Raw genomic sequence first — 25988 nt, forward strand, 5'->3', positions numbered from 1 at the left:
ACTATGCACCTCCGAAAGTGATGGTGGCCTTCTCGAGCAGAAACGCCTCGGCGTGCTGGGCGCGGCACTGCACCCCGCGCAGCCGGGACAGGGCCAGGAAGGACTGCTCATCGAACCAGTCCCGATTGCGCTGTGAGGGATAGTGTTTCACCAACAGCGTGGCTTTGCGCTCCGCACAGCCCGCGGGCAGCGGATGGAACACCGCCGGCTGCGGGGTGTCGTTCTCCCACTTGAGGATCTCGTAACCCAGGATCAGGTGGTCGCGGAACTCGGTGGGCGCCAGCTCGGCCAGCAGCCGGTGGTCCTGATGGGCGTCCCCGCGCTGCGGCGCGAACACCACCTGGGCCGCGCTGTCGCGGCGCAGCGCGCCCACCGCGTCCTTGACCCGCGCCCAGTGCGCGGGTGCGTAGCCGTCCGGCACGTCCAGGATTCGCAGCTCCAGATCTGCGCTGGGACAGAAGGATTCGAGCGCGGCGCGCTCCTCCTCGGCGCGCTCGGTGCCGGCGCCGGTGAGCACCAGCGCCCGCACCCGCAGGCCCGGCACGGCCTCGGCCAGCGTCAGCAGCGTCCCGCCCAGCCCGATGGCGAGATCGTCGCAATGCGCCGCCAGCAGCGCGATCTCGGTGATCGCGCCGGTATCGAGTCGGATCATGCGCTGCGCTGCTCCCACACCATCCACGGGCGGTCGCCCTGCAGATAGCCGGTGTCCAGCTCGGCGCGCTCCTTGAAGGTGTCGGCGGGCTTCCAGAACCCGTGATGCTGATAGCCGAACATCCGGCCCTGCGCGGCAAGTGCGCCGCAGGCGTCCTCCACCAGATCCCCGCCGGGCGGCAGATGCTCGAAGATCTCCTGCGTCAGCACGAAATAGCCGCCGTTCTCCCAGATCGGCAGCTGCGAGACCGGGGTGATGTTCTTGACCTCCCCGGCCGAGTTCACGTCCACACAGTGGAAGGAGGACTGTGGCGGGACGATCATCATGGAGGCCGCGGCCCCGGAATGCTGGAACTGGGTGATCATCTCGTCCAGTGGGGCGTCGGTGAGCACGTCGGCGTAGTTGGCCAGGAAGTACCGCTCGCCCGCGAGGTGATCGCGCACCCGGCGCAGCCGCTCACCGATGGGCGACTCCACCCCGGTGTCGACGAAGGTGATGGTCCAGTCGCTGATATCGGACTGCAGCAGTTCCACTTTGCCGCCGCGGATGACGAAGTCGTTGGACACCGACTCCTGGTAGGTGAGGAAGAAGTTCTTGATGTGGGCGGCGCCGTAGCCCAGGCACAGTACGAAGTCCTTGTGCCCGAAGTGCGCGTAGTAGCGCATGACATGCCAGATCAGCGGGCGTGGGCCCACCATCTGCATCGGCTTGGGGATCATGTCCTCGGTGCCGTTGCGCATCCGCATGCCGTAACCGCCGCAGAACAGTACGACCTTCACTTCGCTTGCCTTTCTGCATGAGTGGATGCGGCGGCGTCGTCGAGCGTCGCATGATGAAGGTGGGGGAGCGGGTAGACGATCGCGCCACCCCAGTCGGTGACGTGGCGCAGCTGCGCGGTGATCTCCCGCTCCAGGTTCCAGGGCAGCACCAGCACCACATCGGGGCGGTCGGCGTCGATCCGCTCCGGTTCGTGTATCGGGATGCGGGTGCCGGGTGTGAACCGTCCGTGTTTGTAGGGGTTGCGGTCGACGGTGTACTCGAGCAGGTCGGTCCGGATGCCGCAGTAGTTGAGCAGGGTGTTGCCCTTGCCGGGAGCGCCGTAGCCCACCACGCGCTTGCCGGATGCCTTGGCGTCGAGCAGGAATCGCAGGAGATCCTGGCGCACCCGCTCGGTGTCGGGTCGCAGTTCGAGGTAGCCGGCGACCTCGTGCAGACCGGCATCGGCCTCCAGCCGCAATACCTCGGCAACCCGGGCGGTAGGGGCGCCGACGCCCTCTGGACGGGCCCACACACGCAGCGAACCGCCATGTGTGCCAATCAGTTCGCAGTCGACCACGGCCAGGCCGGCGGTGGCCAGGGCCCGCTGGGCCGACAGCAGCGTGTAGTACTGGAAGTGCTCGTGATAGATGGTGTCGAACTGGGCCAGCGCCACCAGGTTGAGCGCGTGGTGCACCTCGATGGACAGCCAGCCGTCGTCGGCCATGAGCGCACGCAGTGACCTGGTGAAACCCAGCAGGTCGGGGATGTGAGCGTAGACATTGTTGGCCACCACCAGGTTTGCCGGTCCGCGTTCGGCCCGCACCCGGGCGGCCAGCTCCTCGTCGAGGAAGGCGGTCTCGGTGGGTACGCCCCTGTCGCGTGCTGCCGCACCGACATTCACCGACGGCTCGATTCCCAGGCACGGGATGCCGGCGGCCACGGCGTGCTGCAGGAGATAACCGTCGTTACTCGCCACCTCAATTATGAAACTATTATCAGTCAGATTTAGCTGCGTGATTGCCTGATCGACGAATAGCCGAGCATGCCGAACCCAGCTGTCCGAAAATGACGAATAGTAGGCATATTCCGTGAATGTTTCCTCCGGAGTGATGAGCGCCGGAATCTGCAGTAGCAGGCAGTTTTCACACAGCCTCAGGTGCAGCGGATATGTCGGCTCACACAGGTCCAGTTCGTCGACGGTGAGGAATTTTTCACACGGCGGTGTCGCGCCCAGATCAAGAACGCTGCGCAGTCGATCGGAATGGCAAAGACGGCATTGCACGAAGTTCCCCACCTTTCACCGAGTTCGGGCTGCCCGCGCAGCGCCGGATGACCTGTGGTCGGCTCGGTCCGGCCTTACGTTACAACAGGATTGCGTGGTGTTCGGGCGCCCGGCGAGTGGCCGATGGTGCCAAAGCAGCTGGATTTCTGCGACCCGCAGAACCAGGCGTCCGGTCGGCAAACGCTCGAGCCTTGCAGTGCAAGGGTTTCGACCAGCTCACACGGTGGATCTTGCGTAGTGCAACCTGCGATTTTGCGAATAGGGGAAATAGGGGGAGAGGTGCGGGAAACCGGTCGTCACGAATCCCGTTACTTTTCGGAAACGTTGGGGCCCTATGGGTTACATCCTGCGCGCTACCGTGGTTGTGTAACATTCGGCATCTGGCCACCGAAAGACTCGGCGGCCACATCGGTTGTCATGGTCCTGAAAGCCCTTGGGAAGCTGGCGTCGGCCGGTCGTGGAACTGATCAGCGGGGATCGGAACCGAGTTCTCCCGTGGGGGAGGTGCGTTCGTTTCATGAGTTACGAAATTTCTGCCGGTCGCGCCGTGCGCGCGCCTCGGCCTCCACGTCCCGAGCCGCGCTCGGATCGCGAACGCTGGCAAGCGGATTACGCGCGTCGGCTGTTTATTAGTGACTTGATCGTTTTAGTACTATCCATCGGATTTGCCCAATGGATTCGCTTCGGCGGCGCGGGGGCCGAGCCGCCGCTGGCCTCCCAGTTACCGCTGGAAGTTCGCTACACCATGGTGTCGGCCGTGCTGGCACTGGCGTGGTCGATCACGCTGACTCTCAGCGGCACCCGGTCACCGCGCGTAATCGGTAGTGGCACAGAGGAATACCGGCGGGTGGTGGCCGCTTCGCTGAAGCTGTTCGGTGGGATAGCCATTGTGTCGCTGCTACTTCGGGTCGACATCGCTCGCGGCTATCTCGCCATCGCCCTGCCGCTCGGCATGATCGGGCTCATGGTGGAGCGGCGGATCTGGCGGCGCTGGGTGGCCGGGCGCCGCGCGCGCGGCCACTACCGCACCGCCATGCTGGTGGTCGGCAGCCCGGAGGCGGCGCGGGCCATGCTCGCGGCCTTCTCCCGCGACCGTGACTCCGGATACCAGGTGATCGGGGTGTGCACCCGGGACGAGGGGGCGCTCGCGGACGCCGCGCTGGAGGTGGGCGGACGGGAGATCCCGGTTGTCGCAAGCGATCACGCCGTGATCGAGGCGGTCCGGCGGACGGGTGCCGACACCGTCGCGGTCACCGCCACCGACAACCTCGGCCCGGCCGACTTCCGCCGGATGGCCTGGGAGCTGGACGAATTGGGCGCCGAACTGATCGTGACACCGGGCCTGGTGGACATCGCCGGCACCCGGCTCACCCACCGGGTGGTCGCCTCCATGCCCATGCTGCACGTGGAGAAGCCGCAGTACGACCGCGCGAAGTCGATTCGCAAGGGCGTCTTCGACTTCTGCTTCGCCTGCGCCGCCGTGCTGGCCATCGCTCCGGCACTGGCCTTCATCGCGCTCGCGGTGAAGATCACCAGTCGCGGTCCGGTCTTCTATCTCTCCGAGCGGATCGGCCGGGACGGGCGGCCCTTCCGGATGATCAAGTTCCGCAGCATGTACGCCGACGCCGAGGCGCACATCAACGCGCTCATCGAGAGCAACGGCGGCAACCCGCTGTTCTTCAAGGTTCGCGACGATCCGCGGGTGACCGCGGTCGGCAAGGTCATCCGCAAATACTCACTCGACGAGCTCCCGCAGTTCTTCAACGTGCTGCGCGGCGAGATGAGCATCGTCGGCCCGCGTCCGCAGGTCCAGCGCGAGGTCGACTCCTACGACGGCGTCATGCGCCGCCGCCTGCTGGTGAAACCCGGCGTCACCGGTCTCTGGCAGGTCAGCGGCCGCTCGGATCTCACCCCCGAGGACGCCATGCGCCTCGATCTGTCCTACGTGGAGAACTGGTCCATGGTCCTGGATCTGCTCCTGATCGCCAAGACCATCGGCGCGGTGACCAGGGGCGAGGGCGCATACTGACCGTCGATTCCGAAACCGTCGCGCCCGCTGCGTTCCTCGCGGCGGGCGCGTCTGGTTTCCGAGGGCGGCGGAATCTAGTGAACGGGTTTTAGTAAAAGGTGTTCACAAACCCTGCTGTGGTGTGGTTCACTCGGTGGCGAACGTGTTCCAAAGGAGGTTCCGTGTCCGCGCCGTCCATCCCCACCGGTTTCGACTTCACCGACCCTGACCTGCTCGCGCAGCGTCTGCCGGTCGAAGAGTTCGCCGCACTCCGCAAGCAGGCCAAGCCCTTCTGGGTGCCGCAGGCCAATGGCCTCACCGGCTTCGACGATGGCGGCTACTGGGCCATCTCCCAGATGGATGACATCAAGGAGATCTCCAAGAGCCCGGAGACCTTCTCCAACGAGGAGAACACCGCGGTCATCCGCTTCTACGGCGACATCGCCCGCGAAGAGATCGAGGTGCAGCGCTACCTGCTGCTGAACATGGACCCGCCGCGCCACACCAAGCTGCGCCGGATCATCTCCAAGGGCTTCACCCCGCGCGCCATCGAGTCGCTGCGCAACGCGCTGCGCGAGCGCGCCGAGCGAATCGTGCACGAGGCCAAGAAGAACGGCTCCGGCAACTTCGTCGAGCAGGTCGCGTGCGAGCTGCCGCTGCAGGCCATCGCCGAGCTCATCGGCATCCCGCAGGAAGACCGCGGCAAGATCTTCGACTGGTCCAACCAGATGATCGGCTACGACGACCCCGAGTTCAACGGTGACCACAAGGTCGCCACCGCCGAGGTCATGGGCTACTCCTGGAACCTGGCCGAGCAGCGCCGCGCCTGCCCGATGGACGACATCGCCTCCACCCTGCTGCAGGCCGACATCGACGGCGAGTCGCTGGCGTCGGACGAGTTCGCCTGGTTCGTGATCCTGCTGTCGGTCGCCGGCAACGAGACCACCCGCAACGCCACCACGCACGGTATGAAAGCGTTCGTGGACAATCCGGACCAGTGGGAGCTCTACAAGGAGCAGCGTCCGCGCACCGCTCCGGACGAGATCGTCCGCTGGGCCACCCCGGTCATCGCCTTCCAGCGCACCGCCATCGAGGACGTCGAGCTCAGCGGCCAGCTGATCCAGAAGGGCCAGCGCGTCGGCATGTTCTACAGCGCGGCCAACTTCGACGAGAACTACTTCGAAGACCCGTACAAGTTCAACGTGCTGCGCAACCCCAACCCGCACGTCGGCTTCGGCGGCACCGGCACCCACTACTGCGTGGGCGCGAATCTGGCTCGCCTGCAGCTGGATCTGATCTTCAACGCGATCGCCGACGTGATGCCGAACCTGCACCAGATCTCCGAGCCGGTGCGCCTGCGCTCGGGCTGGCTCAACGGCATCAAGAGCTGGGAAGTCGCGTACGAATGAGCGTCCGGGCCCCGAGGAGGTAGTGTGCGTAACCCGGTAGGGGCCCCGTTCTTTCGACCTATGGAGTCAGCATGAGTGAACCTCGCCGACGCGGCCGGATGCCAGCGGTCAGCGACGCCGACATCCGGCGCGTCGCGCGGTCACTGCTGGTCGACCAAGGGCCCGATGCGATCACGCTGCGGGCCATCGCGCGGGAGCTGGGCATCACCGCTCCCGCGCTCTACCGGTACTACGAATCCCGCGACGATCTCGTCGCCGCCGTCCGTACGGACGTATGTGCCGATCTGGCAAAGGATCTGGAGGCCGCCATCGAGGGCCTCCCCGACGACGCGGGCGTCCGCTTCTTCGCCATCTGCCGTGGCTTCCGACGCTGGGCCCTCACCCACTCCCGCGAATTCACCCTGGTCTTCGCCTCCCCGGTGACCGCCGGAATCACCAGCGCCATGCAGCAATTCGGCGAACCCGTCGGCCGCATCTTCCTCGGCGCCGCCGGCCGCCTCCTCACCGACTACGCCGTCGTGACCCCACCGCTGGAACTCATCCCCCCGGAACTCCGCGACGACCTCATCAAGTTCCAAACCGAACTCCTCAGCGTCCTCGCCGATTCCGGCCAGAACTTCCCCGCCGAAAAACTGGACCTCGGCGTCAGTTACGTCATGATCCAGTTCTGGGCCCGCCTCTACGGCCACGTCACCCTCGAGGTCTTCGGCAACTACCCGATCCAGATCTCCCACCCCGACGTCCTCTTCGACTCCACCCTCGCCGACATCGGCCGCGGCATCGGCCTCGTCGCCGACTGATCAGCCCACTTTCTGCTGGACGCGGCGCATGAAGCGTTCGCAGTCGTCATCGGGTGATGGTCCGGCGTCGACGAATCCGTGGCGGAGATACAGCGCGATCGCACTGTCGTTGCCGGACTTGACCGAGAGCACGACATCGCGCCCGCCCGCCCAGTCCACAACCGCGCGCACGGCCGCATCACCCACGCCGCGACCGCGGGCCGACTCGGCGACCCACAGCGAGATCAGTTCTGCCGCTTCGTCGTCCCGGATGTAGGCGCCGGCCATCCCCACGGGCGTGCCGTCCAAGCGCACGATGACGTTGAGGGGGACATCGGTCAGCCGGGCGCGCCAGCGCTGTTCGGTGTCGCCGGGTCCACTCCACTCCGCGAGGGTCGAACCGAAGGCTGCCGCCGATTCGGTGAGGGCCCGCAGCCGGAGCTCGCGCCACAGCGCCCAATCGTCGGGTCGGAGGGCCTGGATTTCGATCATCGGTATCGGGTCCTGGGATGAATCAGCTTCGGGCGTCGGCCAATTCGGTGCGGCGTAGGTGGGCGGGCTCGTCGCGCAGGACGGGTTCGCTCAGGCCGATGCGTTGCTGGATGCGCTTCATCCAGGCCGGCGCCCACCAGACGCGGTCGCCCAGGAGCTTCATGGCAGCGGGGACCAGGAGCATGCGCAGGACGGTGGCGTCGATGACCAGGGCGGCGATCATGCCGTAGGCGATGTACTGCATGAGGACCAGGTCGGAGAAGGCGAAGGCGCCGGTGACCACCAGCAGGATCAGGGCGGCGGCGGTGATGATGCGGCCGGTCTGGGCGGTGCCGGAGCGGATCGCCTCCTCGGTGGTCGCGCCGCGCGCGCGGGCTTCGACCATGCGGGACACCAGGAAAACCTCGTAGTCGGTGGAGAGGCCGTAGATGATGGCGATGATCAGGAACAGGATGTTCGCCTGAATCGGCTGGGGCGTGAAGTTCAGCAGGGTCGCGCCGTGGCCCTCGGTGAAGATCCAGGTCAGGATGCCGAGCGTGGATCCCAGGCCGAGCGCGCTCATGAAGGCGGCCTTCAGCGGGAGGACCAGGGATCCGAAGGTGAGGAACATCAGCAGCGTGGTCATGGCCAGCACCAGCAGGATCATCAGGGGCAGCCGTTTCAGCAGCGCGGCGATGGCGTCGTGCTGAACCGTCGGCACGCCGCCGACCAGCACGGTCATATCGTCGGGGACCGGCAGTGCCCGCAGGTAGTCGATGGTCTTGTCGTACTTGGTGGAATCGATCAGATAGGCCTGGGTGCGATAGACATTCGGCTGCGTCTGGGAGCGGGTCGGAATCTCGAAACCGGTCGAGGGCCCGGTGGTGACCAGCCCGGGAGCGCGGCTCGCCTGTTCGATGAAGGGGCCGACCTCGGTGCTGTCACTGGCGGTGATGAGCAACTCGATCGGGTCGGGCTTGCGGAGCGGGAAATAGGTGTCGATCTGCTGCTGGGCGACACGAGTCGTATTGTCCGGCGGCAGATACTTCTCACTGAAGCCGCCGAAGGCGATATTGCGGACCGGCACGATCAGCACCAGCAATCCGAGGATCAGGACCGCGGTGATCTCGCGGGGATGCCGCATCACCCAGCTGGTCGACCGGCCCCAGAAGCCCTCCTCCACCTCTCGCGCCGAATCGGTACGGCGGAATCGCTTGATGCCCAGGGCATTCACCCACGGCCCGAGAATCGCCAGCATGGCGGGCAGAATCGTGACGGCCGTCAGCGCCGCCAGGGTGACGGTGGCGATCGCGCCGTACGCGATGGACTTGAGGAAACCCTGCGGGAACAACAGCATGCCGCCCAGGCTGGCGACGATCATGGTGGCCGAGAACAACACCGTGCGGCCCGCGGTCATCACCGCGCGCCGCACTGCGGCGGGTGTGTCGTAGCCGGCGGCCACCTCCTCACGGAACCGGCTCACGATGAACAATGCGTAGTCGATGGCCAGGCCCAGGCCGATCATCGAAACGACCGGCGCCACGAAGGAATTCACCTCGGTCACATTGGTGATCGCCCGGACGATGCCGTTCGCACCCAGAATCGTCAGCACGCCCATCAGGAGCGGCAGCGCCGCGGCGACCACACCGCCGAAGATGAAGAACAACAGCACCGCCACCGCCGGAATGGCGAGCAATTCCATGCGATGGGTATCGGCCGAAATGGTGTCGGTCAGGGCGGTCGAGACCGGCTGCAGGCCACCGACGTACACCTTGATACCCGGAATCGAGAACGCGTCCTTGACGGTCGTGGCGGCATTGTCCTTCAGCGCGATGGAGGCGACCGCGCGGGTCCGGTCCTTGGTGGCGAAGGCCGCGGAGGAACCACGGATGGCGGAGACCTCGGGCCAATACGTGGCGTACACGCCGGCGATGTCGTTCGGGAAGCGCTGGGTGAGCCCGTTGAGGCTGTCCACGATCGACTGGCTCACATCCGGATCGTCGACGGTTTTCCCATCGGGTGCCTGATAGAGCACGATCACATCGGCGGCGTGGTTCGGCCCGAACGCATTGGCGGCCAGCACCGCCGCCTGTGCGGACTCCGAGTTCGGATCGTCCAGACCGCCCGCGCTGAGCCGGCTCTCGAAGCCCCAGGCGTAGCCGCCGAGACCGAGCAGGGCGGCCGCCACGATGCCCAGAACGAGAAAACGGTGGTTGGCTACGAGTTTTCCCCATAGCGCGAAGACATCGCGGTCACGCGGGCTTCTCGTGGTCATACTGCACGGTAGCAGTCAAGATCACGAGGAGTGAAAATCGTTGTATCAGAATACAATAAGTGAATTCCGGAACGTGATTTAGCGATAGAAAACAAGTATGGATCCTGGTGAAAAGGCCGTGCCGGATCGCCGGGTTGTGATCACCCGGAGCTGAGCCGTGGCCGGCGCAGCGAGCCCATGCGCTTCACGATCCGGGGCCGGCGCAGATCGCGGGCCATCCACTCGCCCAGGGTCACACCGGCCGCCAGGGCCAGACCGATGGCGAACGCACCGAACAATTGGTTGAGCCCGACGATCAATTCGTCATTGAGCAGTGCATAGAGGCCGCGATAGACGCGCAGACCGGGAAGCAGGGGAGTGATGCCCGCGACCGCCACCACCAACGGGGGAGTCAGGGCGCGGCGCGCCACCAGACCACCGGCCAGACCCACCACCGTGGCCGCCACACCCGACGACACGATCGGGCCGAATCCGAAGTGCTGGACCAGCAGATAGACGATCGTGGCCGCCGCACCGCTGACCGCTGCCGCCGCGACGGCGCGCCGCTCCGCATAACAGGCGAGCGCGAAGGCCGCCGAGGTGAGCGCGCCCGCGAACAGCTTCAGGGGCAGATTGGTCAGATCGCGGGTCGAGGTCATGTCGGCGATCGGAACCGTCGCCTCGAACACCTCCGCCACCCGCAGCGTGAACGCGATGCCGGCGATGATGCCGCCGGTCATCATGATCACTTCCAGCATGCGCGCCGCCGCGGTGATCGGCGCGCCGGTAATGGCGTCCTCGACCGCGCCGACCAGCTGTAAACCGGCCAGCAGCACCGTGATTCCGGCGGCGATGATGAGCGCGGGGTCCAGATGCAGGCTCTCGGCGAAGGTGGAGACCAGGACCGCGGGCACAGCGGCGATGATGCCGCCGACCATGTGCTGGAAGAAGAACGGCAGACCGCGCCGATTCAGGATCCGGTTGGTGCGATCGATCATGGTGGTGGCGGCGAAGCTCAGCAGGGCGATGAGCAGGCCGCCATTGAGCAGCAGCGCAACTGCCGCGGCCATGACCGCCCAGCCGACCGTGGCGAGCCACCGCGGGTACGGGTGCGGCGCGGAAGTGATCTCGTCCAGCGCCGCCAGCGCCTCCTGCGGCGGCACCAGTTCCCGGCGGATGCGGCGGGTCAGCCGATCGGCCGCCGCGAGGCGGGTGAAGTCGAGCGACCGGTAATGCACGACGCGCATGGTGCTGTACGGCGGCAGCCGCGGTCCCCGGTCGGCGGAGATACGAATCGAGTTGTAGGTGACGTCGATATCGCACTTGGACAGCCCGTAGGTGGAGGCGATGAATTCGATCTGCGTCGTGGTGTCCATGACCGCGGTCCCGGACGCCAGCACCACCTCGCCCACCCGCTCGGCCAGATCCATCACCTCGGTGACCGTCGCGTCGTCGGTGACATCGATCGGCTGGACCGGAGCGGGCGCCTCGACCACCGCGTCGACGGTCGCGCGGCGGTCCGCGACCAAGCGGTCCACCGCGCCGGTCAGCATCCGACGCCACCGGGCGCGCAGCCCGGAAGGCGCCTCCGCCTCGATAGCCACATCGGTGCTCACATACAGAAACGTACACGGGTGCGGGAGATCACCAGGTTGAGCAGTTCGATGGCAGTAGTGTTTTCGAGTATGGCGACGAGCGGCGTTTCGATTTCGGAAGAGCTACGCGCGGCACTCGACGGCCCCTGGCGTGACGTGCGCGAACGAGCGCGGGGCATCCTCGACGACGATCGCCTCTACGGCGACCCCGCCCTCGACATCAAGGCGGCGCGGGCGCGCGTGCTGGACCAGATGCAGCTGGTCGCCTCCTTCGGCTGGGTCGAGGGTGGCTTCCGGCACCCGGACGGCAGCCCGGGTGACCCGGGCGGGGTGGTCACCGCGTTGGAGATGCTGGCCTACACCGACCTGTCGCTGTGGGTGAAAAGCGGTGTGCAGTGGGGTCTTTTCGGCGGTGCGGTCGAAAACCTGGGCACCGGGCGCCACCGCGAGTACATCGACGAACTGATTCCGCTGCGCCTGCTCGGCTGCTTCGCCATGACCGAGACCGGGCACGGTAGTGATGTCGCCAACCTGGAGACCACCGCCACCTACGATCCGGCGACCCGGGAGTTCGTGGTCCACAGCCCGACCCCCTCGGCCCGCAAGGACTACATCGGCGGCGCGGCCGAACACGCCCGCATGGCAGCGGTTTTCGCGCAGCTGATCACCGGCGGCGAGAGCAAGGGCGTGCACTGCTTCCTGGTGCCCATCCGTGACGAGGCGGGCAGCGACCTGCCCGGGGTGACCACCTCCGACTGTGGTCTCAAGGGCGGCCTGCCGGGCGTCGACAATGGCCGAATCCTGTTCGACCAGGTGCGGATTCCGCGGGAGAACCTGCTCAACCGCTACGCCGACGTCGCACCGGACGGCACCTACAGCTCCGAGATCGAGAACCCCAGCCGCCGCTTCTTCACCACCCTCGGCACTCTCGTGCGCGGCCGGATCAGTGTCGGCGGCGCGGCCTCGGCGGCCACGCGGGTCGCGCTCAGCATCGCCGTCCGCTACGCCGAGCAGCGCCGCCAGTTCGCCGACCCCGACACCGGCGAGGAGACGGTGCTGCTGGACTACCGCAGCCATCAGCGCCGTCTGCTGCCGCTCGTAGCGCGTTCCTACGCACTGGCTTTCGCGCAGAACGATCTCGTGCACCGCATGCACCTGGTGCAGACCGGCCAGACCACCGACCCGCGCGCCCAGCGCGCCCTGGAGAACCGCGCCGCCGGACTCAAGGTCGCCCAGACCCGCCACGCCACTCAGGCGATCCAGGAATGCCGCGAAGCCTGCGGCGGCGCAGGCTATCTCACCGAGAACCGCCTGGTCACCCTCAAGGCCGACACCGATGTGTTCACGACCTTCGAAGGTGACAACGTGGTCCTGACCCAGCTGGTAGCCAAGGACTTGCTGACCGCCTATGCCGATGAGGTGCGCGACCTCGACGCCCTCGGCTGGGTGCGCTTCGCGGCCACCATGGCGCGCGACGTGGTACGCGAGCGATCCGGTGTGCGGCAGATGATCCAGCGGTTGCGCGACCGCGGCGACGAATCCGTCGACGAGGCCGACCTGTCCCGGCGGTCGGTCCAGTTGCAGCTGTTCGCCGATCGCGAGGACTACATGGTCCGCACCGCCGCGCACCGGCTCCAGGCCCGCGCCAAGGAGACCGGGCCCTTCGAGGCGTTCAACAATGCCCAGGACCACATCCTCGCCGCCGGCACCGCGCACATCGAGCGGTTGGTGCTGGAGGCCTTCATCGACGGCATCGCGGAGATCGAGGACCCGGACGCGCGCGCCCTCGCCGATTCCGTCTGCGACCTGTACGTCTACTGGACCATCGAGCAGAACCAGGCCTGGTACATCATGCACCGGTTCATGTCCGTGGAGCGGGCCAAGGCGGTGCGCCGCGGCGTCAACGAACTCGTCGATCGGCTGCGGCCGCAGGCGCTCACCCTGATCGAGGGACTCGGCGTCCCGGAGGGCATGCTGCGCGCCGCCATGCTCGGCTGACCCGGTCGCCATCGCAGCTGAATCCTGTTGCCTCCGTACATCGTTGAGAGATTGCACACACGACCGGCGTCACCAAGGCCGTCTCGCCCTGGACCGAACCCATGCCGAGCCGGGTCCTCCGCAGCCGCGACGGCACGGTCGGGCTGATTGTCGCCACCGTCCACGGCGCGCGAGTTCTTACGGAACCGTGAAGTCATGCCGATACCCGCCGTGTCGCTTGGTGTCCGCACCCGCTCGCACGGCATCGTCTCTCCCGTTTCGATGATCGACACGAGGAGATACGAATGGGCGAGGAGAACGGTCCGCTACCCCTGAATCGGCGCACGCTGCTGGCCGCGGCGGTGATCGCCGCTGCGGGAACCGCCGGCGTCGGCGGATTCCTGTTCGCGGAGAATGCCATCGGACCGGCGCGGCTGACCGCCCGGCGCATCGTCGACGGCCTGCAGGCCGCCAACGGTTTCGTCCCGGGCTATCGGCGCAACCATGCCAAGGGCGTCGCGGTGGCGGGACGCTTGCGAGAGCAACGGGGCCGGAACGGAGCTGTCGATGGCCGCGGTGTTCCGGCCCGGCAGCTACCCGGTGCACGGGCGGTTCTCGCTGGCGGGCGGCAAGCCGTTCGCGCCCGACGTTCTCGACGCGCGCCGGGGACTCGGACTGCGGGTCACCCTGCCCGCCGGAGCGGAATGGCGGCTGGCGCTGCTCAATATCCCCGTCTTCACCGACCCCTCCGCCCAGGACTTCCACGACCGGACCGCGGCCTACGCGCCCGACCCTGCCACCGGGAAACCCGATCCGGAGCGAGTACGCGCCTACCTGGCCACGCATCCGAAAACCGCTGCCGCACTGGAGGTTATCAAGGGGAACCCGCCGACGGCGAGCTTCGCCACCTCGACCTTCCACGGCCTCAACGCCTTCGAATGCGTCGACGCGCACGGCACCCGGACTCCGGTCCGCTGGCGGCTCGAACCCGAAACCACCGGCGCCACCGGTGCATCCGGTGACGATCAGCTCTTCACCGGGCTGGTCCGGGACCTCCGCCGGGAATCGCTGCGTTGGAAACTGATCGCGGTGGTGGGCAATCGCGGCACCGATCCGACTCACGACCCGACCATCCCCTGGCCGGCGGAGCGGCGCGGCATCGACACCGGCACACTGGTTTTGACCGGGGTCGCGAGCGAGTCCGCGGCCAATGTGCGGGACGTCAACTTCGATCCGCTGGTACTGCCGAACGGCATCGTGGCCTCGGACGACCGTGTGCTGCAAGCACGCTCGGCCGCCTACGCCGAGTCGTATCGACGCCGGGCGGGCGAGACCGCGACCCGGCAGCCGCTGCAGGTGGAGGGTCTGGCATGAGCGGGGCGATGGAACCGGCCGGGACCACGGTCGAGGAACCGGATCCGGCGACACCGGACGTGCCGGAGGCCGACGACCCGGCGCCCGCCGAACCCACCGCGCGAGCGGGCCATTTCGACCTGACCACGCGGGCGCTGCACTGGCTGATGGCCGTGCTCATCGTAGCCATGCTGTTCCTTGGAGCCGCCCTGGTCGGATCGGTCGGGGATTACGGCGTCTTGCTGAGCGTCCATCGGACGGTCGGCATCGCCATCCTGGTGCTCGGCATGGCGCGGCTGGTCAACCGGCTGCTGCGGCGGGCGCCCGCCCCGGCGGCGCTGTCACCGGCCGAGCGCCGGATCGCGATGGCGTCGGAGCTGTCGTTGTACGCGCTGTTCCTGCTCCAGCCCGTCGTCGGCTGGGCGCTGGTGTCGGCCTCCGGGATTCCGGTGCGGATCGGGGGCGGCATCCACCTGCCCGCGATCGCGCCGGAGAACGCGCACCTCTACGCACAGTTGCGCACCCTGCACTCCTGGCTGGCCTATCTGCTGCTGGCCCTGTTCACCGCCCACCTGTCCGCGGTGCTGTGGCATGCGATCGGGCTGCGTGACGGGCTGCTGCGGCGCATGCTGCTCGAGCGCCGGTCCTGAGGCGCGGGCGGGCCGTCGGTATCGTGCAGCCGTGACTCGATCGACCGCGCCCGCCCCCACCCCGCCGGATCACCGGATACACCGTGCCGCCCTGCCCGCCGTCGTGCTGGCGGGGGTCATCGTCACTGTGCTTGTGCCGCTGTCGTTTCCGGCGGGCGGCGGGTCGGCGAGCGCGGATCTGGTGCTGGAGCGCGATATCCACTCGGGGCTGGACGCGTACACGTGGGTATACCGAGTCCTGGTGTTCCCCAGTAACAGTTACGTCGTCCTGCCGCTGCTGTGCGCCTCCGCGGCGTGGTTCGCCTACCGCCGCCAATGGTGGCAGGCCGGATTCGCGCTGGTGGCCCCCGAGCTGGTGGTGGCCGTCAATACCTTTGCGCTCAAACCGTTCTGGGACCGCAGGCTCGACCACTATCTCGCCTACCCCAGCGGGCACACCGTCCAGCTGGTCGCGGTCGTCACCGCCTTCGCGCTGGTGGCCGAATCCGCCCGCGTGCGGACCGGCACGGTGATCGTCATGGTGGTGGTGCTGCCGGCCGTCATGATCGGCATGGTCGGCTTCGGATACCACCATCCGACCGACGTCCTGGGCGGAACGGCGGCCGCGGTCGCGCTCGTGACCGTCCTCTACCTGCCGTTCCGCTACTTCACGGCTACACCGGTTGCGGCGCCGTCTAATACGACGCCGCAACCGCGATGATGAACCACACCACCCACAGCGCGGCCACCACGAAACCGAGCGTCAGCATCACCCGCATGAGCCCGCGGGTCACCTCGATCCGGTCGCTGCGGCGCGGGTAGAGCTTGCGCGGGCTGAACCACGGCTCGGGGATGTTCAGACCGCGTGACGAGTGCTCGCGCTCCAGCCGCGCCTGCTCCTCGGCGAAGGCCTCGGCCTGGGCCTGCTGCGGACCGCCGTGCCACAGCGTCGGATCCACCGGGCCCAGGAAGCCCTCGTTCAGCAGATCCTGCGGCGCGGGCAGATACGGCAGGATGCCCAGACCGCGGAACGCCCAGGCCACGTCATTGGCCGACCACTGCGGCCGCCCGCGCGAGAGCAGGCTGGTGAAGTGATCGCGCAGCCGCCGCTCGTCGCCCAGCAGCACCTGGAAGCTGGGATCGTTCCACAGCTGGGTGACCCGCAGATTCGAGCCGGGCGCCGGCACCACCAGCACGATGCCGTGGATGACGCGCTGCCCGAGTCCCCGCTCGGCCAGCCAGTTCTGCAGCGCGAAGGTGTGATCGCGGGACTTGTCCAGCGGACTGCGCTTGTCGCCGCCCTCGAAGGTGATGATCCGGTCGCCGACCCGCCAGGGGCCGTTGACCGGAATCTCGAGCTCGCCGTCCATGCGCTCCGACAGCGCCTCGGCCTCGATCACCACACAGCTGGTCGGCGTCCACACCACCGCGTCGAACGGATGCAGCTTATCGCCGTGGAACAGACTGCAATTGACGGTGGCGACGCCCTTGGGATCGGTGCTGCCCTTCCAGGTCCGCAGCCAATCGATGAGCACCTTCTCGGCGTGGCTGCCGGCGGCGTTCTGCACTCGGACGAGCATCGGCTCTCACCTTCCTCGTCGAATCGATACCGGGAATGGTACGGGCACAACACCCCAAACTACCGCCGGCCACGCCGCCGCGCTCAGTACGCGGAGAGCTCGTGATCGTTCGGGAACAGGGGCAGTCGCAACGCGCCGGGCGCGAAGTCAGGCACCACCGCGTGCTTGGGCGCGACAGGGCGGATCCGACGATACGCGGCGCCCAGCTCGGGCCGCGGATCGGCCTCGTTTCGGTTGGGCCAGAACGCCATTGCGCGCTCGGCCTGGGCGGTGATGGTCAGCGACGGGTTCACGCCCAGGTTCGCCGTCACCGCCGAGCCGTCGGCGATATGCAGGCCCGGATGGCCGTACACGCGCTGATACGGGTCCACCACACCGCTTTCCGGGCCCTCCCCGATGACGCAGCCGCCGATGTAGTGGGCGGTGGCCGGGATGTTGAACACGTCCATGGCCAGCATCTGCACGTCGCCGTCGACCTTCGCCCCGAAGCGGCGGCCGACGTCGTGCGCGAGCGGGATCCAGGTCGGATTCGGCTTGCCCATGCCCTGTTTGGTCTTCAGCTGCCCCCAGCGCCGGAACGAGGTCAGCGAGTTGTCCAGCGACTGCATGACCAGCAGGATGACCGACTTCTCCGACGCCCGCCGGGCATTGAGACTGCGCGCGAACACCACCGGGTGCAGCACCATGGCCAGCAGGAAGCGCAGGAACCGGAACGCGCCGCCGTCCACCAGCGGCACCGACAGCGGGAACAGGCCGTTCTGGCCCTTGCCGTAGTGGCACACCTCGACATGGGTGTCGGGCTCGGGATGGATCGAGGAGGTGATGGCGATGCCCTCCGCGAAGTCGTCGCGGGCCTTGCTCACCACGTTCAGGATGGCCTCGGAGTTGGACCGGGTCAGCTCGCCCAGCCGCGGCGACAGGTTCGGCAGCACACCCTCGTCCCGCATCTTGTGCAGCAGCTTCTGGGTGCCCAGCGCGGCCGCCGCGAACACCACCTGCTCGGCGGTGAACACCTTGCGCCCCTTGCGGATCCAGCGATCCGAGCGCTGCGTCTCGATGGCGTAGCCGCCGCCGGTCATGGGCCGCACCTTGCTGGCCGTGGTCAGCTCGAACACGTGCGCGCCGGCCTGCTCGGCCAGGTACAGGTAGTTCTTCGGCGTGGTGTTCTTGGCGTTGTGCGGGCAGCCGGTGAAGCAGCGCGCGCAGTGGATGCAGCCGGCGCGCCTCGGCCCCGCCCCGCCGAAGTACGGGTCGTCCACCTCCTCGCCGGGCGCGGCCTCGTTGAAGAACACACCCACATTGGTGGCGTGGAAGGTGTCGGCCACGCCCAGATCCTGTGCCACCGAACGGATCACGTCGTCGGCCGGGGTCATGCGCGGATTCGGGGCCACGCCCAGCATGCGCTGCGCCTGGTCGTAGTACGGCGCGAGCTCCGAGCGCCAGTCGGTGATGTGGGCCCACTGCCGGTCGGTGTAGAAGGCCGGCAGCGGCTCGTAGAGGGTGTTGCCGTAGATCAGCGACCCGCCGCCCACGCCCGCCGCCGAGAACACCGCGCACTTGCCCAGAATGCTGATGCGCTGGGTGCCGGTCAGCCCCAGCCGCGGGGCCCAGATCGACTTGCGCACATTCCAGTTCGTCTTGGGAATGTCCTCGGCGTTCCAGCGGCGGCCGGCTTCCAGCACGGCGACCCGGTAGCCCTTCTCGCTCAGGCGCAGCGCGCTCACACTCCCCCCGAACCCGGAGCCGATAACGACGACGTCATAGTCGAAGTCGGGCATGGTCTTTCCTCTCCCTGGGCTGTACCGATCAGCCTTCACCACTCGGGCCCGAACCGCAGCACGCCCTGCGAATTCGCACCCCTCCAATACGATGAGAAAATACTGATGTCATTCTCTCACGGGGTGAGTATGACAGCGAACATATCGGTTGGCTCCGGCGGCGGCGCGGCGGCGTGCCCGGATGGAGATGGCGCAGCGATTGGGGTATGACCGGGTTGTGACAACCGAGCGGAACGCCGAACCGGTCTACAGCGACCGCATCCTCACCGTGCCCAACGTGCTCAGCGTGATCCGGTTGATCGGCGTCCCGGTTTTCCTGTGGCTGCTGCTCGCCGAGAAAGCCGACGGCTGGGCCTTCGCGCTGCTGGTCGTCAGCGGCATCACCGACTTCCTGGACGGCAAGCTGGCCCGCCTGCTGGATCAGTCGTCCAAACTGGGCGCCATCCTCGACCCGCTGGTGGATCGCCTCTACCTGCTGGCGACCCTGGGCGGCTTCCTGATTCGCGGCATCCTGCCCTGGTGGGTGGTGCTGATCCTGGTCGGCCGCGACGCGATCCTGACCCTCACCCTCGGCATCTACCGGCGCCGCAACCTCCCCCCGCCCGAGGTCATCTACCTGGGCAAGGCCGCCACCTTCGCGCTGATGTCCGCGCTGCCCTGGCTGCTGGCGGGGCAGATGGACTGGGCGGCGGCAGGTTTCGGCCGCGCGTTCGGTGGGGCATTCTTGATCTGGGGCACGGCGGTCTACGTCTGGACCGGAATGCTGTATCTCCGCAAAGCCGTCGCCGTGGCCCGAGCGATACCGCCCGTGCCACACCATGATCACTCCCGATAGGGTGTGCGGCGGACGGATCGACGACGATCCCGAGAGGAACGCCCGTTGAAAGGACACTGCCAGTGACCGCAGTACCCGAGGATTTGCGCTACTCCGAAGAGCACGAGTGGGTGAGCAAAGTGGGTCCGACCCGGGTGCGGGTGGGTATCACCGATTACGCGCAGTCGCAGCTGGGTGACGTCGTGTTCGTGCAGCTGCCGGCGGTGGACTCCGACGTGGCCAGCGGTGACGGCATCGCCGAGATCGAATCCACCAAGAGCGTGTCCGACATCTACGCCCCGCTGGCCGGGAAAGTCGTTGCGGTGAACGATCTTCTGGATGCCGAACCCGAGACGGTCAACTCCGACGCCTACGGCGACGGGTGGCTCTTCGAGGTCGAGGCGGAGTCCGCCGAGGCGCTCGAAGCGGCGCTCGGAAAGCTCCTCGATGCCGCAGGTTATCAAGGAGTTATCGGAGGCTGAAGGAGCCTTCACAGTTCTACCTGCACGGGTACGCCCTGGCAGGGTACGGTCAATGCCAACAGAAGTGCGCGCAGCCGGTGTCCGGATTATCCGGACCTACCCGAAGCGGGGAGCGGCCGGAGTGCCGCATCGCTGAGGGCATCAACTGCTTGCATGGATTATTCGGTTCGAGGAGGAGAGCAAGGGTGAGCGAGAACAAGGACCCGGGTTACCAGGAAACGGCAGCAGAGACCACTTCGGTGTTCCGTGCCGACTTCCTGAACGAGGTCGACACGTCGCGCACCGAGCAGACCGGCGAGCAGCCGGTGCAGGGAGTGGAGGGCCTGCCCGCGGGCGCGGCCCTGCTGGTGGTCAAGCGTGGTCCGAACGCCGGCTCGCGCTTCCTGCTCGACCAGCCGACCACCTCGGCGGGACGCCATCCCGACAGCGACATCTTCCTGGACGATGTCACCGTCAGCCGGCGTCACGCGGAATTCCGCCAGGACGACGACACCTTCCAGGTCGTCGACGTGGGCAGCCTCAACGGCACCTACGTCAACCGGGAGCCGGTGGATTCCTCGGAGCTGCAGAACGGTGACGAGGTCCAGATCGGCAAGTTCCGTCTCGTCTTCCTGACGGGACCGCGACCGGCGACGAGCGACTCGGGTCTATAGGACCGAGCGGAATGACTGGCGCAGCGCAGTGGACGCGCGGAGGCATGTCGATCGGCTCCGTGCTGGATCTCCTGCGTCCGGATTTTCCGGACATCACCATCTCCAAGATCCGATTCCTGGAGTCGGAGGGCCTGATCAGCCCGGAGCGCACGCCCTCGGGGTACCGCCGCTTTCATGTGGCGGACGTCGAGCGCCTGCGCTTCGTGCTGACCGCGCAGCGGGATCAGTACCTGCCGTTGAAGGTGATCAAGGAACAGCTCGAAGCGATCGACAGTGGGGCGGCGACGCTCGGGGTCCGGGAGGCCCGGGCCCGGGCGAACGCCGTGGGAGGGGCCGTGCCCGATTCCAGACCTGGGCCCGACACGAGAGATGGTCTGTCGCCCAATGGAGGCGGCCGCCTGCGGCGGCTGAACGCCGTGCCCGGTGAGGTATCGCCCGAGGAGCTCCGGTTCGACCACGAAATCCGGATCACCCGGGCGGATCTGCTCGAGCAGGCGGGCATCGACGAGAAGTTCCTGACCGAGCTGATTCGCGCCAACCTCATTACCCCCGGTGCCGCAGGCTATTTCGACGGTGACGCCGTCACGCTGGCCCGCACCGCCAAGGCTCTGAGCGAATTCGGTTTGGAGGCAAGGCATCTGCGCGCCTTCAAACTGGCCGCCGATCGCGAGGCCGCCATGGTCGCGCAGATCGCGGCGCCGATCGCCAAGAGCCGCGACGCGGATGCCCGCGCCCGGGCCGAGGAGACGGTCCGCGAGTTGGCGGCATTGTCGCTGACTCTGCACACCTGCCTGGTGAAGACCTCTGTGCGCGCTTCCCTCGGGGGCTGAATTCTTCGCCTAGACTCGGTATTACAGCCGGGTTGGGCGGCCGGTGAGGATCTTGGGAGGCAGTGCGATGAGCGAAATGCGTGTGATCGGCATCCGTGTCGAACAACCACAGAATCAGCCCGTGCTGTTGCTCCGAGAGGTCTCCGGCGACCGCTATCTACCTATTTGGATCGGCCAGGCCGAGGCCACCGCGATCGTGCTGGAGCAGGAGGGAGTCACGCCCATCCGCCCGCTGACCCACGATCTGATCAAGATCCTGATCAAGGAGCTCGGGCACACCCTCAAAGAGGTGCGGATCGTGGATCTGCAGGAGGGCACCTTCTACGCCGACCTGGTCTTCGAGAACGATCTGCGCATCTCCGCGCGGCCCTCGGATTCGGTGGCCATCGCGCTGCGGGTGGGCTGCCCGATCTATGTCGAGGAGCCGGTGCTGGAAGAGGCCGGACTGGTCATGCCGGACGAGCGCGAGGACGAGGTCGAGAAGTTCAAGGAGTTTCTCGAATCGGTATCTCCCGATGATTTCAAGGCCACGGACAGCTGACCAGTTCCTGACCTGGTAATGATCTCCAAACAGGACAAAACCGGGTCTCTACCTCAGGTTTAGGGTTAAAAACACGCGGCTGATCAAGCTTTGCCGGTGCCGATTCTGCCGCGACAATCAGGGGAGTAGCCTCGATTGTTAGGCCAACGCTCCAGAGTCGATTGACAGAGCCCGAGCCCTGATAGGTAAGCAGTAAGGGAGTAGTCAGTGGGAGATCAACCGCAACCTCAGGATGTGGTGCAGCCAGGGCTGTTCCCCGATGACACGGTGCCCGACGAACTCGTCGGCTACCGCGTGCCCAGCGCTTGCCAGGTGGCCGGCATCACCTACCGCCAGCTCGATTACTGGGCCCGCACCGGACTGGTCGTCCCGTCCATCCGCAGTGCCACCGGATCCGGCAGCCAGCGCCTCTACTCGTTCAAGGACATCCTGGTCCTGAAGATCGTCAAGCGGCTCCTCGACGCCGGCATCTCGCTGCAGAACATCCGCATCGCCGTGGATCACCTGCGCAGCCGGGGCGTCGAAGACCTCGCCGGGATCACCCTCTTCTCCGACGGCACCACCGTCTACGAGTGCTCCTCCGCCGAAGAAGTGGTCGATTTACTGCAGGGTGGCCAGGGCGTGTTCGGCATCGCCGTCAGCGGCGCCATGCGCGAACTCACCGGAGCGATCGCCAACTTCCCGGCCGAGCGCGCCGAGACCGCGACCACCTCGGACCGACCCGAGGACGAGCTGTCCTTCCGCCGCAAGGCCCGCATGAGCAAGACCGGCTAGGCACCGTTTTCCGGACGCGCGCCGCTTCTTGCGGCGCGCGTTTCGCGTATCCGGGGCGGGCCGTTTGAACTGCGCCACAGTCTGAAACCTGCCCAGGCAACATTCTTGTAACCTGGCGCCGCTTAGACTGACAGTGCGTCGCAGCCGTGCGGGAGAGTTCCGGGGATAGTCTCGGACGCCGAAGGAGCAGCACCTCCCCGTCAATCTCTCAGGCACCAGGGACCGTGCGGAGTTTCGACGCCTCTGGAAAGTGGTGACCTCGCGTCACCCGCCCATGGTGAAAGGTCAACGGCCGCAAGGCTGGGGTCCGAATCTCTCAGGCATCGAGGACAGAGGGGGAGGGCAGACGACACGTCGGCCGTCGGGCCGACCCCCGCCCACCCCTTTGGAGAGCAGCCGTGATCTGGACTCGATCCTTCGCCGACCGCCACATCGGCCCCGACAGCGGCGAGACCGGCCGCATCCTCGAGACCGTGGGCGTCGAGTCGCTGGACGAACTCGCCACCCGGGCCGTGCCCGCCGGCATCCTGGACGCGCCCGAGGGCAATGGGCTCAACGCGCTGCCCGCCGCGCTGTCCGAGCACGAGGCGCTCGCCGAGCTTGCGGCGCTGGCGAATTCGAATACCGTGGCCACCTCCATGATCGGGCTGGGCTACTACGACACCCTCACCCCGCCGGTGCTGCTGCGCAATCTCGTCGAGAACCCGGCCTGGTACACGGCGTACACGCCGTACCAGCCGGAGATCAGCCAGGGCCGCCTCGAGGCGCTGCTGAACTTCCAGACCATGGTCGCCGACCTGACCGCCATGGAGGTCGCCAACGCCTCCATGCTGGACGAGGCCACCGCGGCGGCCGAGGCCATGACGCTGCTGCAGCGGGCCAACCGCAAGAGCAAGTCCGGGCGGCTGCTCATCGACACCGATCTGTTCCCGCAGACCCGGACGCTGCTCTACACCCGGGCCGAGCCGCTGGGCATCGAGATCGTCGAGGCCGATCTGGCGGACGGGCAGCTGCCCGAGGGCGACTTCTTCGGCGTGATCGTGCAGCAGCCGGGCGCGTCCGGCCGCATCGTCGACTGGGCGCCGGTCATCGAGGCCGCGCACGCGCGGGGCGCGCTGGTGGCGGTCGGCGCGGATCTGCTTGCGCTGACGCTGATTACGCCGCCGGGGGAGCAGGGCGCGGATGCCTGTTTCGGCACCACGCAGCGCTTCGGCGTGCCGCTGGGCTTCGGCGGGCCGCACGCCGGCTACCTCGCGGTGCACAGCGCGCACGCGCGGCAGCTGCCGGGCCGCCTGGTCGGCGTGTCCGTGGACGCGGACGGCAACCTGGCCTACCGGCTCGCCCTGCAGACCCGTGAGCAGCACATTCGCCGCGAGAAGGCGACCTCGAACATCTGCACCGCGCAGGTGCTGCTGGCCATCCTGGCCGCCATGTACGCCTCGTATCACGGCGCGGACGGGCTGCGCTCGCTCGCGCGCCGGGTGCACGGGCACGCCCAGTGGCTGGCCGCCGGGCTCGGCGACGCGGTGGTGCACCAGACCTTCTTCGATACCGTGCTGGTGAAGGTGCCCGCGCGTGCGGAATCCATTGTGACCAAGGCGAAGGGGCGCGGGATCAACCTGCGGCTGGTCGATGCCGATCATGTGGCGATCGCCTGTGACGAGGTCACCACCGATGCCAATGTGGTCGACGTGCTGGACTGCTTCGGCGCGGAGATCCCGGTCGGCCCGGAGGGCGCGCTCTTCCACGGCAAGCAGCGCCCGCACATCGAGGTCCGCACCTCGGAGTACCTGACCGCGCCCGCGTTCACCAGGTACCGCACCGAGACCGCCATGCTGCGCTACCTGCGCGCGCTGTCGGACAAGGACATCGCCCTGGACCGCAGCATGATTCCGCTCGGCTCCTGCACCATGAAGCTGAACGCGGCCGCGGAGATGGAGTCCATCACCTGGCCGGGCTTCAACCGGGTGCACCCCTACGCCCCCGTCGAGGACGCCCCGGGCCTGATCAAGCTGATCGAGGACCTGGAGGGCTGGCTGTGCGCGGTCACCGGCTACGACCGGGTTTCCTTGCAGCCCAATGCCGGTAGCCAGGGCGAATACGCGGGCCTGCTGGCCATTCGCCGCTACCACCTGGATCGCGGTGACTCGCACCGGGACACCTGCCTGATCCCCTCCAGCGCGCACGGCACCAACGCCGCCTCCGCCGCCATGGTGGGCATGCGGGTGGAGGTCGTGAAGACCCGTCCCAACGGCGATATCGACCTCGACGATCTGCGCGCCAAGATCGCCGACCACGCCGAGCGGCTGGCCTGCATCATGATCACCTACCCGTCCACCCACGGCGTGTACGAGCACGAGGTGGCCGAGCTGTGCGGGCTGGTGCACGAGGCCGGCGGCCAGGTGTTCGTGGACGGCGCGAACCTCAATGCCCTTGTCGGACTGGCCCGTCCGGGCAAGTTCGGCGGCGATGTCAGCCACCTGAACCTGCACAAGACCTTCTGCATCCCGCACGGTGGTGGCGGCCCGGGCGTGGGTCCGGTCGCGGTGCGCGAGCACCTGGCGCAGTACCTGCCGGGCAATCCCCTCGAAAAGGGTTCGCACGCGGTGTCGGCGGCCATGTACGGCTCGGCTTCGATCCTCCCGATCACCTGGGCCTACATCCGCATGATGGGCGCCGACGGCCTGCGCCGTGCCACCCTGACCGCCATCGCCTCGGCCAATTACATTGCGCGCAAGCTGGATCCGCACTTCCCGGTGCTCTACACCGGCGACAACGGCATGGTCGCCCACGAGTGCATCCTGGATCTGCGCGAGATCACCAAGCGCACCGGCGTCACCGTCGACGATGTGGCCAAGCGCCTGGCGGACTACGGCTTCCACGCCCCGACCATGAGCTTCCCGGTCGCGGGCACCCTCATGGTGGAGCCCACCGAGAGCGAGAACCTCGAAGAGCTGGACGCTTTCATCGCCGCCATGATCGCCATCAAGGGCGAGATCGACCAGGTCGAGGCCGGGGTCTGGCCGGTCGAGGACAACCCACTGCGCGGCGCGCCGCACACCGCGGAATGCCTGGTGGGCGAATGGGATCACCCGTACAGCCGCGAACTCGCCGTCTACCCGATGGGTGTGAAGCACGCCCGGGCCAAGGTGTGGCCCTCGGTGCGCCGCATCGACGGCGCCTACGGCGACCGCAATCTGGTGTGCTCGTGCCCGCCGCTGGACGCGTACGCCGAGTGATCGGCGACTGACCGTCGAACAAGTGAAGCGGGGGAAAGGGGGTAGGAAGGAAGGGGGGGGGGCCCCACTGGTCTCGCGGGAGACCGACGCCGCGGTGGCGCGGGGGAGGGAGCATCATAAAAGAGAAGA

The 25988-nt window shown here is 67.3% G+C and carries 23 protein-coding genes and 1 riboswitch; of the genes, 14 read left to right on the forward strand and 9 right to left on the reverse strand.

Annotated features, from left to right (window positions below):
* Nucleotide 1 precedes the first annotated feature (1 nt).
* Genes ACFXN1_RS29845 through ACFXN1_RS29855 form a run of 3 tightly spaced genes read right to left on the reverse strand, consistent with a single transcriptional unit; the run spans nucleotide 2 to nucleotide 2693 of the window.
* Entirely contained in the window at nucleotides 2–652 is a 651-nt protein-coding gene (locus tag ACFXN1_RS29845; RefSeq protein ID WP_379445051.1) for a PIG-L deacetylase family protein, read from the reverse strand.
* Nucleotides 649–1431, reverse strand: a complete 783-nt coding sequence (locus ACFXN1_RS29850; RefSeq protein WP_379402059.1) for a sugar phosphate nucleotidyltransferase — start codon at nucleotides 1429–1431, stop codon at nucleotides 649–651. The genes ACFXN1_RS29845 and ACFXN1_RS29850 overlap by 4 nt, the downstream gene beginning before the upstream one ends.
* The gene (locus ACFXN1_RS29855) at nucleotides 1428–2693 is read right to left on the reverse strand and encodes a methyltransferase domain-containing protein (RefSeq protein ID WP_379445053.1); all 1266 of its coding nucleotides are present in this window, start codon (nucleotides 2691–2693) and stop codon (nucleotides 1428–1430) included. The genes ACFXN1_RS29850 and ACFXN1_RS29855 overlap by 4 nt, the downstream gene beginning before the upstream one ends.
* A gap of 637 nt (nucleotides 2694–3330) precedes the next feature.
* Here ACFXN1_RS29855 and ACFXN1_RS29860 point away from each other — a divergent pair.
* The 3 genes from ACFXN1_RS29860 to ACFXN1_RS29870 all read left to right on the forward strand — a co-directional run bounded on the left by ACFXN1_RS29860 (nucleotide 3331) and on the right by ACFXN1_RS29870 (nucleotide 6910).
* Entirely contained in the window at nucleotides 3331–4722 is a 1392-nt protein-coding gene (locus ACFXN1_RS29860; RefSeq protein ID WP_379463720.1) for a sugar transferase, read from the forward strand.
* A 161-nt stretch (nucleotides 4723–4883) separates the two neighbouring features.
* A complete protein-coding gene (locus ACFXN1_RS29865) occupies nucleotides 4884–6110 on the forward strand; it encodes a cytochrome P450 (RefSeq protein WP_354850552.1) in 1227 nt (408 codons plus the stop codon).
* A 71-nt stretch (nucleotides 6111–6181) separates the two neighbouring features.
* Entirely contained in the window at nucleotides 6182–6910 is a 729-nt protein-coding gene (locus ACFXN1_RS29870; RefSeq protein WP_379402056.1) for a TetR/AcrR family transcriptional regulator, read from the forward strand.
* Here the strand turns inward: ACFXN1_RS29870 and ACFXN1_RS29875 are convergent, their stop codons facing one another.
* The 3 genes from ACFXN1_RS29875 to ACFXN1_RS29885 all read right to left on the reverse strand — a co-directional run bounded on the left by ACFXN1_RS29875 (nucleotide 6911) and on the right by ACFXN1_RS29885 (nucleotide 11167).
* Nucleotides 6911–7381, reverse strand: coding sequence for a GNAT family N-acetyltransferase (locus ACFXN1_RS29875; RefSeq protein WP_379445096.1), 471 nt, complete (start codon nucleotides 7379–7381; stop codon nucleotides 6911–6913). It lies immediately after the preceding gene.
* Between the two features lie 22 nt (nucleotides 7382–7403).
* Nucleotides 7404–9635 (reverse strand): MMPL family transporter, encoded by a 2232-nt coding sequence (locus ACFXN1_RS29880; RefSeq protein ID WP_379463721.1) that lies wholly within the window; start codon nucleotides 9633–9635, stop codon nucleotides 7404–7406.
* A gap of 140 nt (nucleotides 9636–9775) precedes the next feature.
* A complete protein-coding gene (locus tag ACFXN1_RS29885; protein ID WP_379445111.1) occupies nucleotides 9776–11167 on the reverse strand; it encodes a threonine/serine exporter ThrE family protein in 1392 nt (463 codons plus the stop codon).
* 132 nt (nucleotides 11168–11299) lie between these two features.
* Here ACFXN1_RS29885 and ACFXN1_RS29890 point away from each other — a divergent pair, with 132 nt between their 5' ends.
* On the forward strand, nucleotides 11300–13207 hold the full coding sequence (locus ACFXN1_RS29890) for an acyl-CoA dehydrogenase (RefSeq protein ID WP_379445099.1): 1908 nt from the start codon (nucleotides 11300–11302) through the stop codon (nucleotides 13205–13207).
* 305 nt (nucleotides 13208–13512) lie between these two features.
* On the opposite strand, the gene ACFXN1_RS29895 is transcribed toward ACFXN1_RS29890, so the two are convergent.
* Entirely contained in the window at nucleotides 13513–13692 is a 180-nt protein-coding gene (locus ACFXN1_RS29895; protein WP_379445101.1) for a hypothetical protein, read from the reverse strand.
* Nucleotides 13693–13753: 61 nt separating this feature from the next.
* Between ACFXN1_RS29895 and ACFXN1_RS29900 the strand changes: the two genes are divergently transcribed.
* Genes ACFXN1_RS29900 through ACFXN1_RS29910 form a run of 3 tightly spaced genes read left to right on the forward strand, consistent with a single transcriptional unit; the run spans nucleotide 13754 to nucleotide 15889 of the window.
* Nucleotides 13754–14560: a catalase family peroxidase gene (locus tag ACFXN1_RS29900; protein ID WP_379445102.1), complete on the forward strand. Its 807-nt coding sequence runs from the start codon at nucleotides 13754–13756 to the stop codon at nucleotides 14558–14560.
* On the forward strand, nucleotides 14557–15189 hold the full coding sequence (locus tag ACFXN1_RS29905) for a cytochrome b (protein ID WP_379445104.1): 633 nt from the start codon (nucleotides 14557–14559) through the stop codon (nucleotides 15187–15189). The genes ACFXN1_RS29900 and ACFXN1_RS29905 overlap by 4 nt, the downstream gene beginning before the upstream one ends.
* A gap of 31 nt (nucleotides 15190–15220) precedes the next feature.
* A complete protein-coding gene (locus ACFXN1_RS29910; protein WP_379445106.1) occupies nucleotides 15221–15889 on the forward strand; it encodes a phosphatase PAP2 family protein in 669 nt (222 codons plus the stop codon).
* Here ACFXN1_RS29910 and ACFXN1_RS29915 read toward each other — a convergent pair.
* Both ACFXN1_RS29915 and ACFXN1_RS29920 read right to left on the reverse strand, forming a co-directional pair.
* Entirely contained in the window at nucleotides 15864–16748 is an 885-nt protein-coding gene (locus tag ACFXN1_RS29915) for a nuclease-related domain-containing protein (RefSeq protein WP_379445108.1), read from the reverse strand. The two genes, ACFXN1_RS29910 and ACFXN1_RS29915, sit on opposite strands and share 26 nt — an antisense overlap.
* Nucleotides 16749–16831: 83 nt before the next feature.
* Nucleotides 16832–18526 (reverse strand): GMC oxidoreductase, encoded by a 1695-nt coding sequence (locus ACFXN1_RS29920; RefSeq protein WP_379445109.1) that lies wholly within the window; start codon nucleotides 18524–18526, stop codon nucleotides 16832–16834.
* Nucleotides 18527–18743: 217 nt separating this feature from the next.
* On the opposite strand from ACFXN1_RS29920, the gene ACFXN1_RS29925 reads away from it, so the two are divergent.
* The 7 genes from ACFXN1_RS29925 (at nucleotide 18744) to gcvP (ending at nucleotide 25859) form a co-directional block, all read left to right on the forward strand.
* Nucleotides 18744–19361 carry a CDP-alcohol phosphatidyltransferase family protein gene (locus tag ACFXN1_RS29925; RefSeq protein ID WP_379402046.1) on the forward strand — a complete coding sequence of 206 codons (618 nt, stop codon included), beginning with the start codon at nucleotides 18744–18746 and terminating at the stop codon, nucleotides 19359–19361.
* Between the two features lie 62 nt (nucleotides 19362–19423).
* Nucleotides 19424–19822 carry a glycine cleavage system protein GcvH gene (gcvH, locus tag ACFXN1_RS29930; RefSeq protein ID WP_379402045.1) on the forward strand — a complete coding sequence of 133 codons (399 nt, stop codon included), beginning with the start codon at nucleotides 19424–19426 and terminating at the stop codon, nucleotides 19820–19822.
* Between the two features lie 185 nt (nucleotides 19823–20007).
* Nucleotides 20008–20475: a glycogen accumulation regulator GarA gene (garA, locus tag ACFXN1_RS29935; protein ID WP_354850581.1), complete on the forward strand. Its 468-nt coding sequence runs from the start codon at nucleotides 20008–20010 to the stop codon at nucleotides 20473–20475.
* Between the two features lie 44 nt (nucleotides 20476–20519).
* Nucleotides 20520–21305, forward strand: coding sequence for a MerR family transcriptional regulator (locus tag ACFXN1_RS29940; RefSeq protein WP_379402044.1), 786 nt, complete (start codon nucleotides 20520–20522; stop codon nucleotides 21303–21305).
* Between the two features lie 67 nt (nucleotides 21306–21372).
* The gene (locus ACFXN1_RS29945; RefSeq protein WP_379338002.1) at nucleotides 21373–21846 is read left to right on the forward strand and encodes a bifunctional nuclease family protein; all 474 of its coding nucleotides are present in this window, start codon (nucleotides 21373–21375) and stop codon (nucleotides 21844–21846) included.
* Between the two features lie 207 nt (nucleotides 21847–22053).
* Entirely contained in the window at nucleotides 22054–22620 is a 567-nt protein-coding gene (locus tag ACFXN1_RS29950) for a MerR family transcriptional regulator (RefSeq protein WP_354850586.1), read from the forward strand.
* Nucleotides 22621–22759: 139 nt separating this feature from the next.
* A riboswitch (glycine riboswitch) is annotated at nucleotides 22760–22855 on the forward strand.
* A 163-nt stretch (nucleotides 22856–23018) separates the two neighbouring features.
* Nucleotides 23019–25859 (forward strand): aminomethyl-transferring glycine dehydrogenase, encoded by a 2841-nt coding sequence (gene gcvP / locus ACFXN1_RS29955; RefSeq protein WP_379402043.1) that lies wholly within the window; start codon nucleotides 23019–23021, stop codon nucleotides 25857–25859.
* Nucleotides 25860–25988: the final 129 nt, after the last annotated feature.

The sequence above is a fragment of the Nocardia sp. NPDC059154 genome (assembly GCF_042755705.1).
Taxonomy (GTDB): domain Bacteria; phylum Actinomycetota; class Actinomycetes; order Mycobacteriales; family Mycobacteriaceae; genus Nocardia.

What these genes read in the sequence shown, in the direction of transcription:
- ACFXN1_RS29945 (WP_379338002.1), top strand. Translation starts at nt 21,373, where the DNA reads ATGAGCGAAATGCGTGTGATCGGCATCCGTGTCGAACAACCACAGAAT.
- ACFXN1_RS29905 (WP_379445104.1), top strand. Translation starts at nt 14,557, where the DNA reads ATGAGCGGGGCGATGGAACCGGCCGGGACCACGGTCGAGGAACCGGAT.
- ACFXN1_RS29895 (WP_379445101.1), bottom strand. Translation starts at nt 13,692, where the DNA reads ATGGTTGCGCCGATAGCCCGGGACGAAACCGTTGGCGGCCTGCAGGCC.
- ACFXN1_RS29915 (WP_379445108.1), bottom strand. Translation starts at nt 16,748, where the DNA reads ATGCTCGTCCGAGTGCAGAACGCCGCCGGCAGCCACGCCGAGAAGGTG.
- ACFXN1_RS29920 (WP_379445109.1), bottom strand. Translation starts at nt 18,526, where the DNA reads ATGCCCGACTTCGACTATGACGTCGTCGTTATCGGCTCCGGGTTCGGG.
- ACFXN1_RS29880 (WP_379463721.1), bottom strand. Translation starts at nt 9,635, where the DNA reads ATGACCACGAGAAGCCCGCGTGACCGCGATGTCTTCGCGCTATGGGGA.
- ACFXN1_RS29885 (WP_379445111.1), bottom strand. Translation starts at nt 11,167, where the DNA reads ATGCTGACCGGCGCGGTGGACCGCTTGGTCGCGGACCGCCGCGCGACC.
- ACFXN1_RS29890 (WP_379445099.1), top strand. Translation starts at nt 11,300, where the DNA reads ATGGCGACGAGCGGCGTTTCGATTTCGGAAGAGCTACGCGCGGCACTC.
- ACFXN1_RS29900 (WP_379445102.1), top strand. Translation starts at nt 13,754, where the DNA reads ATGGCCGCGGTGTTCCGGCCCGGCAGCTACCCGGTGCACGGGCGGTTC.
- ACFXN1_RS29940 (WP_379402044.1), top strand. Translation starts at nt 20,520, where the DNA reads ATGTCGATCGGCTCCGTGCTGGATCTCCTGCGTCCGGATTTTCCGGAC.
- ACFXN1_RS29875 (WP_379445096.1), bottom strand. Translation starts at nt 7,381, where the DNA reads ATGATCGAAATCCAGGCCCTCCGACCCGACGATTGGGCGCTGTGGCGC.
- ACFXN1_RS29845 (WP_379445051.1), bottom strand. Translation starts at nt 652, where the DNA reads ATGATCCGACTCGATACCGGCGCGATCACCGAGATCGCGCTGCTGGCG.
- ACFXN1_RS29870 (WP_379402056.1), top strand. Translation starts at nt 6,182, where the DNA reads ATGAGTGAACCTCGCCGACGCGGCCGGATGCCAGCGGTCAGCGACGCC.